Below are 14,672 nucleotides of genomic sequence, written 5' to 3' on the forward strand. Positions count from 1 at the left end.
GTAGGGGGGGAGTATTCCTGTTATTGACAGTTCTGAAGAATATGGTTTAGATACCAAATAATAACTGTCACTGGTTTGCTAGAGAGGGGTTAACAAATGACGCTGGAAACATTCTTACAAAACATAGCCAACGGTATTTCTTTAGGCAGTTTGTATGCGTTAATTGCCATTGGCTATACCATGGTTTACGGTATTATCAGGTTAATTAATTTTGCCCATGCCGACCTGCTGATGGTAGCGAGCTATGCTGCTTTTTACGGTATTCTTGTTTTTGCTCTGCCGTGGTGGGTTTCTTTTTTGTTAGCCATTGTTATAACCACCATCTTGGGTATAAGCATTGAAAAAATTGCCTACCGGCCTCTGCGGGATGCTCCCAGAATCTCGGCGCTGATTTCTGCCATTGGGGTTTCTTTTTTGCTGGAGAACCTGGGTATTGTCTTGCTGGGTGCCCGTCCCAAGCCTTTTCCCCGGCCGGAGGAAGTTGTTTGGAACATTCACTTGGGGGGAATTTCTTTTCTGTCGCTGGCGATAATTATTCCTGTCATTACCCTGGTGTTACTTATTGCTGTAAACCTCATTGTTAATAAAACCAATGTGGGTATCGCCATGCGGGCTGTTTCCAGGGATTTTGAAACGGCCAGTTTGATGGCTGTGGATGTTAATAAAGTGGTTGTTACTACCTTTGCGGTGGGTTCCGGGCTGGCCGCCGTGGGGGGAATTATGTGGAGCCTGCAGTACCCGCAAATTGATCCCTTAATGGGTGTTTTTCCGGGGTTAAAATGTTTTATTGCTGCGGTGATGGGTGGTATCGGCAGTGTGCCCGGGGCGATGATTGGCGGGTTTATTTTGGGTATGGGCGAGGTAATGCTGGTGGGGCTGATGCCCGAACTATCCGGTTACAGGGATGCCTTTGCCTTTGTAGTGCTGATTTTAATATTACTGTTTAAGCCCGGTGGTATTCTGGGCGAGCATGTGGTGGAGAAGGTGTAGCGGATGGATAGCAGAAAAGGTATTAAAACAGCGTTAACCATTGTCACCCTGTTGTTGGCTGCTGCGGTAATATACTTTGGAGACAGCCATTTATCCCGTTTTCAAATCCGTATTTTAAACCTGGCGGCCATATTTGTTATTTTAGGGCTCAGTTTAAACCTGGTGGTCGGTTTTACCGGAATGTTTTCACTGGGCCATTCCGGTTTTATGTGTGTGGGAGCCTATACCGCTGCCATATTAACCATGTCGCCGGAAAGTAAGGAACTGATTTATTATATGGAACCCATTGTGCCGGTGCTGAAAAACATTGAATGGCCGGTGATTCCTGCCACCGTTATGGGTGGTGTGGTGGCCGCCATATTTGGTGTGCTGGTGGGCTTTCCCGCTTTAAGACTGCGGGATGACTACCTGGCCATTGCCACCCTGGGTTTTGCAGAAATTATTCGCATTATTGTTACCAACACCATCAGTATTACCAACGGCGCCCTGGGGTTAAAAAATATTCCCAGCGAAAAAAGCCTGTGGTTTTACTGGGGTATCTGCATTCTTACCATCCTCATTTTAAAGGCACTGATAAACAGCAGCTGGGGCTATGCTTTTAAAGCCATTCGTGATAACGAAATAGCCGCTGAAGCCATGGGGGTAAGTGTTTTTAAACACAAGCTGCTTTCATTTACCATCGGTGCTTTTTTTGCCGGTATAGCCGGGGCGATGATGTCATTCTTAATCACCTCCATCGACCCCACCATGTTTAGATTTTTGTTTACCTTCCAGATACTGCTGATAGTTGTACTGGGAGGGATGGGCAGTTTAACCGGGTCGGTTATTGCCGGTGTGGTGGTAACTATTGCCATGGAATGGCTGCGGATTGTGGAGAGGCCGATGCACCTGTTTGGAATGGATGTACCCGGTATTCCCGGTATGCGGATGGTTATATTTGCTCTGCTGCTGTTAATTATTATTCTCTTCTATCGCCAGGGCCTGATGGGGACCCGCGAGTTTAACTGGGACTGGGTTTTGGATAAACTGGGCGTGGCTAAAAGTAAGGAAAGGGGAGTGAGCTAGGTGGACGCAGAAAAGGTATTATCCACGGACGATATTACCATCAGGTTTGGCGGATTAACTGCGGTATCCAAGCTGTCCCTTGACATATACCCGGGCGAAATAATCGGTTTGATTGGTCCCAACGGCGCGGGTAAAACCACCTGTTTTAACATCATTACCGGGGTATATGCACCCACCGAGGGTAAAGTATACTTTAAGGGTAAGGATATTACCGGTATGCGTTCTGATTTGATTACTAAGGAAGGTATAGCTCGGACTTTTCAAAATATACGTTTATTCCAGTCCATGACCGTTTTAGAAAATGTGCTGATTTCAAAGCATGTGCGCTTAAAGGCCAATCCCTTGGAAGCAATCCTGCGCATGCCCCGGTATACCAGGGCCCGCCGGCGGCATTATGAAGAATGTATGGAACTTTTACGCCAGGTGGGGTTGGAGGATGTGGCCCACGAAATGGCCACTTCGCTGCCCTATGGTAAACAAAGAAGATTGGAAATTGCCCGGGCGCTGGCCACCCAGCCCACTTTGCTGCTGTTAGACGAGCCTGCCGCCGGCATGAATCCCCAGGAGTCGCTGGAACTAATGAAGTTTATCGAGCAGATTCGCCACCGGTTTGAACTTACTATTTTAATGATTGAACACCACATGGAAGTGGTTATGGGCATATGCGAGCGCATTACAGTGCTGGATTACGGGGTGACCATTGCCCAGGGTACTCCCACGGAAATTCAAAACAACCAGCAGGTGATTGAAGCTTATCTCGGGGCGGTGGAAACCAATGCTTAAAATAGAAAACTTGGAAGTGTACTACGGCGGTATTCATGCTTTAAAGGGCATTACACTGGAAGTGCCGGAAAATAAGATTGTTACACTGGTGGGGGCAAACGGTGCCGGTAAAAGCACCACCCTCAGGGCAATCAGCGGTTTGGTAAGCCCTTCGGCCGGCAGAATAACCTTTAAGGGTGAAGACATAACCGGCAAGAAGACGGTGGATATCGTAAAGGGCGGCATTACTTTGATTCCTGAGGGGCGGCGGATATTTGCCAACCTGACGGTGTTGGAAAATTTAAAAATGGGTGCCTATGCCCGTAAGGATAAAGAAGAAATAAAAAAAGATATGGGCAAAATATTTGAGCTGTTCCCCAGGTTAAAAGAGCGGGAATGGCAGCAGGCGGGAACCCTTTCCGGCGGTGAACAGCAGATGCTGGCCATCGGCCGGGCGTTAATGTCCCGTCCACAGCTGCTGATGATGGACGAACCTTCTCTTGGTCTGGCCCCGCTGCTGGTGAAAGAGGTATTTAACATTATTCAGGACATTTACAACCAGGGGATGACTATATTATTAATCGAGCAGAATGCTGCCGCGGCACTGCAAATTGCCGATTACGGCTATGTGCTGGAAACGGGCAGGATTGTATTGGAAGGGCCGGGTAAAGAGCTGGCGGATAACGATGAAGTGCGCCGGGCCTACCTGGGTAAGGCATAAAAAACGGGGCAGCGCCCCGTTTTTTAATATTATATTGCTTTTTCTTCTGCTACAATATCCAGGTATTCTTCCCCCAGCTTGGTAATTTCACACATTTTACTTTTACCCTCGCTGCTGATTTCCACCAGTCCCAGGGCATACAGCTGGAACAATACATGGTCCAGCACCGCCCTTTTAGTGGTAGACATTAAGCTCAACTCTTCTTTATTCATTTTACCTGCATCGAGCAAAGTGTTCAGCACCCTGTGGGCTTCATCCGGCAGCCGGTTGGCAGCCTGTTTGAAATAATCTTTTAAAGTCACTGTTTTAACAAACCTCCTAATATTTTTTATTTGGTAATATTATTGCCCAAATATTGATTAATTAAACAACAACCCAATTAGTTTTATGGGTAAACTGTTTTTATAACCTTGACATTGACTGGTTAAATAACTATATTAGATTTTAAATTCATATCTGTTATATAGAAGGGAATGTACGACAGTGACTGCAGCTGAAAACATTAAAAATATTTTTTTTCGTGCGGTTGGTCGTTTTTATATTCCCTCAGACCTTTTGCACTGCGGGGATAAAAAGATACTGCATATCAGTGACACACCCACTGTGCTGTATCCGGCCATCAAAAGTCTTGTGGCATCATTAAATCCGGAAGTAATAATTCACACGGGGGATTTGGCCGATGATATAAAATTGGAGCATAATCCTCATCATATGCCGGCATATGACAGGGCGGTGGGCCCTTTTATCAAAATGATGGAACAAAGCCCAGCCGGCCGGGTATATATCGTCCCGGGCAATCACGATAACAGGGAAGTAATAAACCGGCATATAAGCAGGGCCGGCCTGTTGGAAGAAGGACAAATTATAACGGTAGAAAATCTTAAAATAGGGCTGGCTCACAGCGTGAAAAAACTACCTGCCGGTACTCAATTTAATTTATACGGCCACAATTTTAAACCACCGCGGGAGTTTGAAGAAGGAGTGGTGTATCTAAACGGCATCAAAAGTGTCAATATTATACTGATACCATCTGATGAAGTAGTAAAAATTCCTTATCCCTGGGCCACAAATCATCATCGTAAAATGAGTGATAAACATAAACTGCCCGGTACAATCTAGTTATTTATTTAAAAACGCCCGGTACGATATGTGGAAGAGCGCCCTGCCGGGCATAAGGGGGAGTGGCGGTTGATTTTTGTACGAACCGGACCCCGGTTTCTTTTCCTGCGTACCCCGGATACCGGTGGTTTAAAAGATGTTTTGGTAAAGAAACTTTCCGGGCTTCCGGTTGAATTTACCGAGGCCATTGAAACTGCCGGTGAAAGTGATACCATAGTGCTGGTTATTCCCAAAGAAACTGGAAAAGCTAAGGTTTCCGACGCCCGCTATATTGTGCTGCTGCCCATTGGTTCATCGGTGACCCTGTCCAAACTAATCAACTTAAACCTGGGCGAGCTGTTAACCGCTGCCGAACTGGGTGCCGGTTTGCTGGTGCAGCGTTTACCCCAAAATAATACCAAGGTTATTGATATGATTAAAGAAGATTACCGGGCCCAGGCTTTGGGACTGGTGGAAGCCATTAACCTGGGAGGGGCAGACGATACCGTTCTGGTATTTACCGGTGACCGGCTGCAGAAAACTGTGGAAATAGAAAAGGTTATTGAACCCTGCTTATTGATTCACCAGCCGATACCGCAGGTGTATACGGAACTTAGGCGGGAGGCAGTGCGCTACTTTACCCGGAGCCTGGAAAACAGTGAATGGTATGAGGTGCGTATTAACATTTATGATGCCGATGAGAATTATGAAATTCATGCCCGCCGGTTGGAACTGGTGTTAGAAGACCTGGAAGCGGGATTGATATTAGCGGAAATTTGGACCAGAGACCATGCCCTGGCACTTTTTTCGGTAGCGGCTTATCAGATAAGGTTGTTTACCATGATTGAACCGCTGGAGTTAAAAACCCTGCTGATGGGATTGGAATATAATGAACAGGGCCAGCGGTTTGTGGACATGGATTTATACCACCGCCGCAGTAAAATAGACTGGGGAACAATTGCTAAAAAATCTCCCTTTGGGCGGAGAAAATCAGGTTTGCACTACAGGCGCCAGCTGTATTCCCGGCTGAGCTCTAAAACGGTAAAAAAACTGCTGGCATTGGAAAAAGAACTAGAAAATGCAGAATGATGATGCGGTGACCCGCATCTATTTTTTTTGGCATATTATTGACATATGCTCAAATAATAACCATATTCTAATAACATAAATGTGTAATTTCTTCAAAATAATTTTTGAAGGAATATTGACATAGGTTCATAATAGTAATATTATAGTAATGAACAAATGTCAGTAATAATAGGGGGGATTGCGGTGAGACATTTTAAATGTTCATCCTGCGGCCATGAGTTTTCAGTGCCCTTTGGTAACGGTCAAATGGGCAGCCAGATGAAGTGCCCGCAGTGCGGTGGAGTGGTGCACAGGAGTCATTGTGTTAACGGCGGTGGTAGTTTTGGATTCGGCCGGGGCAGCAGGGGGAACTACGGCCGGGGTAAGTTTGCTGGAAGAGGCAGAGGATTCTGCCGGCGCAGTGTATAGAGCAGCTGATTATAATGCCGGTGTGATCGGAGGATGAAAAGCAGCGGTGATTGTGGTTGAACGGCTGCAGGTCAAGCGCAGAGAAGACCGGTGGAGACATGGTGCCGCACGGGAAGTGCGGCACCGCCGGGCTTTCGGAATGAGTAATTATTAAATATATACATGAGGAGGATTTATATATGAAAATAGCTATTTCTTCCCAGGGAGACAGCACCCACAGCCAAGTGAACCCGCGGCTGGGAAGGTGCGAAAAATTTATAATTTACGACACCGATACGGGGAAAAATACAGCGGTGGATAACGGCGGAAGGCTTTCCAGCGGCGGGGCCGGTATTGCCACTGCCAGGATGCTGGCGGATTTGGGGGTAAATGTTGTTATTACCGGCTTTGTAGGTCCCAAGGCCTTTGCAGCTCTGAAAACGGCCGGTATTAAAGTATATACCGGTGCCCAGGGTACCGTGGAAGAATCACTGCAGTTATATCAACAAAACAAGCTGGAAGAAGCACAATCTGCAAATGCAGGAGCTCATAGTGGAATATAAGCCCTTTTAGGTGGTGTGTATAATGCAAATATCTATTGCCAGTGGAAAGGGTGGCACAGGTAAAACCCTGGTGGCCACCAACCTGGCCCTTTCTATACCGGACCAGCCGGTACAATTGATGGATTGCGATGTTGAAGAACCCAATGCCCATATTTTTTTTCAAGGCCAACCGGTAAGCCGGATTACCGTCACCAGGCCGGTACCTAAAGTTGATGCAGAAAAGTGCCGGCACTGCGGTACATGTTCAGAGGTTTGTGCCTTTAACGCCATCGCTTTGCTGGATAAGATGGTGCTTACCTTTGATGACCTCTGCCACAGCTGTGGCGCCTGCTGGTATCTTTGCCCTCATAAAGCCATAGAACCGTTGGAAAAAGAAATCGGTACCGTTGAAAAAACAGACGTCGGTGACATGGTGCTGGTTACCGGTAAATTGAAAATTGGCAGTCACATCAGCCCACCGGTGATAAAAAAGGTAAAGGAACAAAGCCTGCCGGAGGGGATAAACATTATTGACGGGCCGCCGGGAAGTTCCTGCCCGGTAATGGAGACGGTGGAAGGCACCGATTACTGCGTACTGGTAACAGAACCGACGCCCTTCGGGTTGAACGACCTGACACTGGCTGTGAAAATGGTTAAAACCCTTGGCGTACCCTGCGGTGTGGTTATCAATCGGGACGGCCCGGATAGTGTAATGGTGGAAGAATTTTGCCGGGATAATAATATAAAAATACTGATGCGCATTCCGCTGGATGTGGGGATAGCGGAAAGTTATGCTCAAGGGATCCCGCTGGTTAAAGAAAACCCAGCTTGGAAAGAGCGGTTTGAAAAACTTTACCGGTCCATTGTAGAGGAGGTGCAGGCATGAAAGAGTTAACGGTAATCAGCGGAAAGGGCGGCACCGGAAAAACCAGCATCGTGGCTGCTTTTACTACCCTGGCGGAGGATGCTGTTTTTTGTGACTGTGATGTGGATGCTGCCAACCTGCACCTGCTGCTGGAACCGAAAACCGTAAAGGTAACAGAGTTTTACGGAATGAAGAAAGCGTCAATTGATAAGGAAAAATGCATTCAATGCGGCCGGTGTGCAGATATGTGCAGTTTTGGGGCCATAACCGGCAGTACTGTAAATGAATTGGCCTGTGAAGGCTGCAGGTTGTGTTATCACATTTGTCCCGTGGAAGCGGTGGAAATGGTAGACCACCTGGCGGGGCATTGGTTTGTTTCTGAAACATCCCGCGGGCCGTTTGTTCATGCCAAACTGGGTATAGCCGAAGGCAACTCCGGTTTGCTGGTGGCGGAAGTGCGTAAAGAGGCCCGCAGGATAGCGGAAGAAAAGGGCAGGTCGCTGATTATTACTGACGGGCCTCCCGGTATTGGCTGTCCGGTAATTTCATCCCTGGCCGACACGAGCATGGCTTTGATAGTAACGGAACCTACGGCTTCCGGTATCCATGACCTGGAGAGAATAGTGCAGGTTGCAAAGAACTTTGACTGTTATATTGCGGTTTGTATTAATAAATATAATTTAAATGAAGAAAACAGCAGGTATATAGAGGGTATATCACGAAAATTAAAAGTGCCGGTTGTAGGTCGCATTTCCTATGATACTACCATGCACCGTGCAGTGGTAAATAAAAAACCGGTAACACTGGTGCCTGAGGGAAAAGTACAGCAGGAAATTAAAGACCTTTGGGCTGAAGTGTATAATATTATAAAAACTATTAAATAAATCGAGGGAGGAGTAACAAATGAAAATTGCTATGCCGGTTGAAAATGGACAAGTAAACCCACACTTTGGTACCAGTAGGGAGTTTGCCGTTTTGGAATTGAAAGAAGGCAAAGTGGTGGACAAAAAAATTATTTCGGCAGAGGGTTTACAGCACAATCACGGTGGTTTAGCCGGATTAATCAGGAATGAACAGGTTGACGTGGTAATTACCGGTGGTATCGGCGGCCATATGCTGGAGGCGCTGCAGCAGATGGGCTTAAAAGTGGTACCGGGTGCAGCGGGTGAAATAACTGCTGTGGCAGAAGCCTATGCTGCAGGCACGCTGGCCACCAGGCCCAATGTGTGCGGTTGCGGTGGACATGGCCACGGCCACGGCAGCTGCTAAAATTAAAATATATTAAAGAATTATCAATGCCGTCCTCAAGATAGGGACGGCATTGTTTTTAGCTTCCGGGTTATTGTCAGCAGCCGGGTGCCTGCTATATTATAAATTATATTAATTACGGCTTTAATATTATGAGGTGATACTATGGCCGCCTTCTACCACCTGGCGGAACCTATGTCCCAACTGGGGGAAGTGGTAGAATTTCTGCCGGGACAAAAAATTGCCGGCCAGGGTCAGCCGGGCAGTTATTTTTTCTTTATTAAGTCCGGCACTGTGGAACTTGTCAGTGATATAACAGAGAAGATACACGTTAAATACCTTTCCCCGGGGGATTGTTTCGGGGAAATATCCTGTCTTACCGGTGAGCCATATCCAACCTCTGCTGTGGCGGTGAATAAGGTTGTTTTATACCGTGCCAACAGGGATGTATTAATACAGTTAACCGGTAAGTTTGCTGATTTTAATAGGCATATTATAGAGAGTTTGTGTCAAAGGGTTAAGCGCGCGGCTGAAAAACCAGGGAGGGATTTATATACAGGTGACGGCGAGCTGTATCATCCCACCGGGTCGCTGATCTGCTTAAGTCCTGCCATGCGGGCGATAAAGGACCGGGCTGAATTTCATAAAGAATCGGGCCGCCATTTACTGCTGCTGGGTGAGAAAGGGGTGGGCAAGAAGTTTCTGGCCAGATACATCCATGGCAGTTCTTCTGCCATAGAGATCGAGGCCACCGAAACGGCGGAACTTCACCGGGTGCTGCATTCCGCCGCGGGAACAGCGGTGATAATTTTCCGTTTAGATTTGCTTTCTTTTAACCAGGCCTTTGAGCTGGCAGACAGGTTAAAAGAAATTAACGCAAAAAGTAACCCGCCCCGGTTTATATTTACTTCCCGCCAGCTTAATGCCGGGGTGAACTTAATTAGAAATGCACTGTCGTCAAAACTAACGGTCATTGAAGTTCCCGCATTGAGGCAGCGGATAGAGGATATTCCGGCGCTGGCCAAAATGTTTTTAAAACACTACGCCCTGAAACATAATTTAAGGATAACATCCTTCAGCACCGGGGCTGTAAACAAGTTGTGCCGGTACAGTTACCCAGGGGGCAATGTCAAGCAGCTGGCTAAGGTGGTGGAACGGGCGGTAATACTGGCCAGGGATGTGGTGATCGGAGAAGAAGAAATAATTTTTCAAGCTCGAACCACTGCCACCACGGAAAAACCGAAGGTGGGCTTGGCGCTGGGTTCCGGGGCGGTTAGGGGCATGGCCCATATCGGTGCGGCCAAAGTGCTTAAAAAGCACAATATACCCATAGACATGATTGCCGGCACCAGTGCGGGGGCATTGATGGGTGCCTGCCTGGCTGCCGGGGTGGAACCGGAGAAACTGGAACGAATTGTAGAGAATATGAGCTGGTCCAGAATATCCAAACCGCTCTTTCCTAAAAGTGCTTTTTTAAGTAATTCTAAACTGGGGCAGTTTTTAGAAAGGATTATCGGCAAAAAAGAATTTTGTGAGCTGGACATTCCCTTTGTGGCGGTGGCCACCGATGCACACACCGGGGAAGAAGTGGTGCTGAAAAGGGGAAAAGTGTCAGAAGCGGTGAAAGCATCTGCGGCCATACCGGTACTCTTTGAACCGGTGGAATTATTCGGGCGTAAACTTATAGATGGAGCAGTGGTAAACATGGTGCCGGCCAGTGTGTGCAGGTCCATGGGGGCAGATATAGTAATAGCGGTGTCAGTAACCGACTTTTCCTTTGAAACCGGGCCGCCGAAAAATATCTACATGTCGGTGCTGCATTATATGGATATGCTGGTAAAAAAACAGGTGGTAGAAGTGGAAAACCGGTGGGCAGATATACTGGTTAAGGTGGATAAGCCCGGTTTAAGTGCCTACAGTTTTAAGGATACCAGGCAGCTGATTAAAGAAGGTGAGCTGGCGGCGGAGAAGGCGATACCGAGGATAAAAGAACTAATTACAGCCTGGCAGAAATAATACAAGCCCGGCCTGCTTACGGAACCGGTGAACGGGTGCAAATGCTGCCGGGCTCAGTAAAATAACATTTTTCAGGGTAGGTAAAGTTTTAGTCTATATCGTATTCATAAAGATTGTACCGTTTCATAATAGATATTAATTTTTCAGCATACTTGGGGTCGGTGGCATAGCCGCATTTGTACAATTGGTGTGCCGCTTCATCGGCAGAGCAGGCTTCCCTTACCGGTTTATAGCGTTTGGCCATCATCAGTTTACAGTGATCTTCAATGGATTGTTTATAGTTGTGATAGCAGCGGAACTTGGCCATGTGCCACACTTTCCTGCCGTTTTCATACTCCATATGAGGGCAGTTTACATGCCCGCAGGGTCCTTCACCTTTAATGCCAAACAAGTTATAACTGCACTTTTTGGTTTTATGATCCTCCGGCACTTTTTTACCCCAACAGCTTTCCAGGGCTGCTTGAGCAATGATACAGCTGGCATAAACCCCGGTTTTACGGTGACAGCTTTGAGCGTGGGGGGCTATTTCTCTAATAAAATCATATTGATGCATTTTATATCACCTTCCTGTAAGTCGCTGGTATACTATATGTAACGATTACAGGAAATGTGTAATTTTTCCAATAGGGGGTTAACTGTTTTTGTTTAACCAGTTGATGATATCCTGGAAGCTGGTATAAGCTAGGGCTTTAACGTTATTTTTATGGCAGTACCGCAGCAGTGATCCCTTGGCAAAAACAATATCCGCCTCATGGCACACGCAGGTATCCGAGCAGCCATCGCCCACATATACTGTTTGTGTGTTTTGCCCTTTCAGGTGATGCAGAAGATTCTTTTTGCAGGTGCCGCATTTTTGGCAGTGTGGGTTTTTGTAAGTACAGGCGATAGAAAAGCCTTTACTGCCTGTTACCAATTTGTTTGCGTATACCGGTAAACCTGAAAGACCGTGCCTGTTTAGGATATATTGAATTAAAATGTCATAACCGTCGCTGAGAATATAAATGGGGTAACTGCCGGCTTTACATACCCGTACAAAATCCACAAAGAAGTTATCCAGTTCAATGGTATCCAGCAGCCGGTATATATCTTCCATGGTGGCGTCAAATAGGGCAAAGGTTTTATTGGCGCAGTCCTCCGTTGAAAGCTCGCCCCGTTCCCACTGGTTGTTAAGTTCCTCCCAACCCGGGCGGCAGAATTTGATTACCATGGTGGCCACCACATCGTTTTTTGTAATTGTACCATCGAAATCCAGAAAGAATGTTTTACTCATCCTTTAGCTCCCCAGTTTGTGATGTTAATTAAATAGTATTAATTATTAATAAAACAGTCAATGACCCGTGTTTACGGGTGTCGAAATTCTGTACAAAAATTAAATGATAGCTGTTAAAGAATATTTTGTCAGCTGCAGGAGGTTTGATAAATGTGTCGAATAAATAATTATTTAACTCTAAATAAGTATTAGCTGAAATTTATGTCTAACTATTAAATATAAATAAATAATAAACAGAATTGGAGTGAGTTATATGAAGATCTATTTAGAACCGATTCCTGAACGGGAACTGAAACCGTTGTTTGAAGATGCGGGAAAACTGATTTTCGGCAGAATTTTCACCGACCGCATGTTTACCATGAAATATAATGCTGAAAAGGGTTGGCATGATGCCAAAATTGAAAAGTATAAATCCTTTTCCCTGGATCCGGCGGCCTGTGTACTGCACTACTCGCAGGAAATATTTGAAGGATTAAAGGCCTATGTATCGGAAGACGGCCGGGTGCTGATGTTCCGCCCGGAAGAAAACGTGCGCCGCATGAATCGCTCTGCCCGGCGGTTGTGCATGCCCGAAATTCCGGAAGAAGATTTTCTGCAGGCCATGAAAGAACTGATAATGACTGAAAAGCGCTGGATTCCCAGGGCACCGGGCACCTCGTTGTATGTGCGCCCCACCATGCTGGGTACCGAGGCCTTTTTGGGGGTGCATCCAGCGGCAGAATACCTGTTTTATATTATCCTTTCCCCGGTGGGCCCCTACTTCAAGGATGGTTTTAACCCGGTAAGTATTTATGTGGAAGACACGCTGGTGCGGGCTGTAGTGGGAGGTGTGGGTGACATTAAGACCGGCGGTAACTATGCTGCCAGCTTAATGGCCGGTTTAAAAGCCAAGGAAAAGGGCTTCTCTCAGGTGCTTTGGCTGGATGCCAAGGAACACAAATATGTTGAAGAAGTTGGTGCCATGAATATCTTTTTTGTATATGGCGATCAACTGGTAACCCCGTCGCTCAGCGGTTCCATACTGCCCGGAATTACCAGGGCCTCTGTTTTAGAATTAGCTGCCGATATGGGCTACCGGGTGGAAGAGCGCGCCATTGCCATTGATGAAGTTTTGGAGGAAATTAGCAGCGGCCGGATCACCGAAGTGTTTGGTTCCGGTACGGCGGCGGTGGTTTCGCCGGTGGGCTCACTGCATTATAAAGGTCAAAATTATGTTGTAAACAATAATCAGGTTGGTGAAGTAACCAAGGCTATTTATACCCGCCTGATAGATATTCAGTATGGTAAAGCGGAGGATAAGTTCGGCTGGGTATGCGAACTGGGAAGAATATAGCCGGGAAGGGAAAATGAAGATAAAAATTAATATGAATTCTTATGGGGCTTGGTTTATCAAGCCCTTAAAATATTATTTTTTAAGAATCTTTTGTTTTAGAAAATATTTGGAAATAATACCAGTTGAAAATTATTGTTAATTATGATTTACTGTAATAGTTAACATATATCTATGGAGGGAAGTTCGTTGAAATTACCGGAATTGCGTATCGGGGACTTAAAACCTAGATTCCCCATTATTCAAGGCGGCATGGCGGTACGTGTATCCACTGCTTCACTGGCCGGTGCGGTGGCCAAGGCCGGCGGCATTGGTTTAATTGGAGCCACCGGAATGACTTTAGATGAGTTAAGGGAAGAGATACGTAAAGCACGTGCGCTGGCCGGCGGTGGAATTATTGGTGTAAACATTATGTATGCTGCCCGGCAGTTTGCTGAGCTGGTGCAGACAGCAATAAGCGAAGGAATAGATACAATTTTTACCGGGGCAGGTTTCTCCCGGGATATTTTCCGCTGGGGTAAAGAGTCCGGTGTGCCTATTGTATCGATAGTTTCCTCGGTCAAGGCGGCCCGGATGGCTGAAAAATTTGGGGCTGCGGCGGTGGTGGCTGAAGGAACCGAAGCAGGCGGCCACCTGGGAACAGACAGGTCGGTAAAGGAAATAGTGCCGGAAATAAAAGAAAAGGTTAACATACCTGTGATTGCTGCCGGTGGTATAGTTAGCGGCCAGGATATGGCCGATATGGTTAAGCTGGGGGCCAGCGGGGTGCAAATGGCCACCCGGTTTGTGCTGAGTGAAGAGTGTTCTGTATCGGATAAATTTAAGCAGATGTACCTGCAGGCAAAGGAAGAAGATGTGGTGGTAATCAAAAGCCCGGTGGGGCTGCCCGGCAGGGCTATAAAAAATCCTTTTGTAGAGGCCCTGCAGAAAGGACAAGCGCCGGAACCGAAAGAATGTGAGGGCTGCCTAAAAGCGTGCTCCCGGGAATACTGTATTATGAAGGCCCTTACTAATTCCCGGGACGGGTTGGTAAATGACGGGGTCGTTTTTGCCGGTAAAAATGTATTTAAAATTAAAGATATTTTGCCTGTTGCGGAAATATTTAACCGCTTGTTAACCGAATATGCTGCTGCTACCTAGATAAAATTCCTGGTGCATGCCAGGAATTTTTCCCGCCGTTGGGCGGGTTTTTTATGTGTGCCCGGCATGGGCAATGTCTATAGGGTGAAAGTCCCGAACGTTGAAGGTAGCAGTAAACGTTAGCTTAAGGCAAGGGTGTCCGCGGCGAC

Annotated in this window: 17 protein-coding genes; 14 read left to right on the forward strand and 3 right to left on the reverse strand. The window is 46.7% G+C overall.

The window, feature by feature from the left end:
* Positions 1-96: 96 nt before the first annotated feature.
* From JOC37_RS01565 to JOC37_RS01580, 4 genes are read left to right on the forward strand one after another with little or no spacing between them, the layout of a single operon-like run.
* Positions 97-990 carry a branched-chain amino acid ABC transporter permease gene (locus tag JOC37_RS01565; protein WP_204615084.1) on the forward strand — a complete coding sequence of 298 codons (894 nt, stop codon included), beginning with the start codon at positions 97-99 and terminating at the stop codon, positions 988-990.
* Between the two features lie 3 nt (positions 991-993).
* Complete coding sequence (locus JOC37_RS01570; RefSeq protein WP_204615086.1) at positions 994-2,055, forward strand: branched-chain amino acid ABC transporter permease; 1,062 nt, start codon at positions 994-996, stop codon at positions 2,053-2,055.
* Positions 2,056-2,838, forward strand: coding sequence for an ATP-binding cassette domain-containing protein (locus JOC37_RS01575; RefSeq protein WP_204615088.1), 783 nt, complete (start codon positions 2,056-2,058; stop codon positions 2,836-2,838).
* Complete coding sequence (locus tag JOC37_RS01580) at positions 2,831-3,538, forward strand: ABC transporter ATP-binding protein (RefSeq protein WP_204615090.1); 708 nt, start codon at positions 2,831-2,833, stop codon at positions 3,536-3,538. The genes JOC37_RS01575 and JOC37_RS01580 overlap by 8 nt, the downstream gene beginning before the upstream one ends.
* Positions 3,539-3,567: 29 nt before the next feature.
* Here the strand turns inward: JOC37_RS01580 and JOC37_RS01585 are convergent, their stop codons facing one another.
* Positions 3,568-3,840, reverse strand: a complete 273-nt coding sequence (locus tag JOC37_RS01585) for a transcriptional regulator (protein WP_338017316.1) — start codon at positions 3,838-3,840, stop codon at positions 3,568-3,570.
* A 181-nt stretch (positions 3,841-4,021) separates the two neighbouring features.
* Between JOC37_RS01585 and JOC37_RS01590 the strand changes: the two genes are divergently transcribed.
* The 8 genes from JOC37_RS01590 to JOC37_RS01625 all read left to right on the forward strand — a co-directional run bounded on the left by JOC37_RS01590 (position 4,022) and on the right by JOC37_RS01625 (position 10,783).
* On the forward strand, positions 4,022-4,657 hold the full coding sequence (locus JOC37_RS01590; RefSeq protein WP_204615092.1) for a metallophosphoesterase: 636 nt from the start codon (positions 4,022-4,024) through the stop codon (positions 4,655-4,657).
* 69 nt (positions 4,658-4,726) lie between these two features.
* Positions 4,727-5,725 carry a hypothetical protein gene (locus tag JOC37_RS01595; RefSeq protein WP_204615094.1) on the forward strand — a complete coding sequence of 333 codons (999 nt, stop codon included), beginning with the start codon at positions 4,727-4,729 and terminating at the stop codon, positions 5,723-5,725.
* Positions 5,726-5,908: 183 nt separating this feature from the next.
* Positions 5,909-6,133 carry a hypothetical protein gene (locus tag JOC37_RS01600; RefSeq protein WP_204615096.1) on the forward strand — a complete coding sequence of 75 codons (225 nt, stop codon included), beginning with the start codon at positions 5,909-5,911 and terminating at the stop codon, positions 6,131-6,133.
* Between the two features lie 179 nt (positions 6,134-6,312).
* Entirely contained in the window at positions 6,313-6,675 is a 363-nt protein-coding gene (locus JOC37_RS01605; protein WP_204615098.1) for a NifB/NifX family molybdenum-iron cluster-binding protein, read from the forward strand.
* 22 nt (positions 6,676-6,697) lie between these two features.
* Positions 6,698-7,540, forward strand: a complete 843-nt coding sequence (locus tag JOC37_RS01610) for an ATP-binding protein (RefSeq protein WP_204615100.1) — start codon at positions 6,698-6,700, stop codon at positions 7,538-7,540.
* Positions 7,537-8,403 carry an ATP-binding protein gene (locus tag JOC37_RS01615; RefSeq protein ID WP_204615102.1) on the forward strand — a complete coding sequence of 289 codons (867 nt, stop codon included), beginning with the start codon at positions 7,537-7,539 and terminating at the stop codon, positions 8,401-8,403. Before JOC37_RS01610 ends, JOC37_RS01615 begins: the two co-directional genes overlap by 4 nt.
* A 19-nt stretch (positions 8,404-8,422) precedes the next feature.
* Positions 8,423-8,788: a NifB/NifX family molybdenum-iron cluster-binding protein gene (locus tag JOC37_RS01620; RefSeq protein ID WP_204615104.1), complete on the forward strand. Its 366-nt coding sequence runs from the start codon at positions 8,423-8,425 to the stop codon at positions 8,786-8,788.
* A gap of 144 nt (positions 8,789-8,932) precedes the next feature.
* On the forward strand, positions 8,933-10,783 hold the full coding sequence (locus JOC37_RS01625; protein WP_204615108.1) for a patatin-like phospholipase family protein: 1,851 nt from the start codon (positions 8,933-8,935) through the stop codon (positions 10,781-10,783).
* An 88-nt stretch (positions 10,784-10,871) separates the two neighbouring features.
* Here JOC37_RS01625 and JOC37_RS01630 read toward each other — a convergent pair whose 3' ends face one another.
* Both JOC37_RS01630 and JOC37_RS01635 read right to left on the reverse strand, forming a co-directional pair.
* Positions 10,872-11,336 carry a glycoside hydrolase family 73 protein gene (locus tag JOC37_RS01630; protein ID WP_204615109.1) on the reverse strand — a complete coding sequence of 155 codons (465 nt, stop codon included), beginning with the start codon at positions 11,334-11,336 and terminating at the stop codon, positions 10,872-10,874.
* A gap of 78 nt (positions 11,337-11,414) precedes the next feature.
* The gene (locus JOC37_RS01635; protein ID WP_204615118.1) at positions 11,415-12,053 is read right to left on the reverse strand and encodes an MtnX-like HAD-IB family phosphatase; all 639 of its coding nucleotides are present in this window, start codon (positions 12,051-12,053) and stop codon (positions 11,415-11,417) included.
* Between the two features lie 253 nt (positions 12,054-12,306).
* Between JOC37_RS01635 and JOC37_RS01640 the strand changes: the two genes are divergently transcribed.
* Entirely contained in the window at positions 12,307-13,386 is a 1,080-nt protein-coding gene (locus JOC37_RS01640; RefSeq protein WP_204615120.1) for a branched-chain amino acid aminotransferase, read from the forward strand.
* 186 nt (positions 13,387-13,572) lie between these two features.
* Positions 13,573-14,523, forward strand: a complete 951-nt coding sequence (locus JOC37_RS01645) for an NAD(P)H-dependent flavin oxidoreductase (protein ID WP_204615122.1) — start codon at positions 13,573-13,575, stop codon at positions 14,521-14,523.
* Positions 14,524-14,672 lie beyond the last annotated feature (149 nt).

The organism is Desulforadius tongensis, assembly GCF_016907915.1.
Classification (GTDB): Bacteria; Bacillota; Desulfotomaculia; order Desulfotomaculales; family Desulfohalotomaculaceae; genus Desulforadius; species Desulforadius tongensis.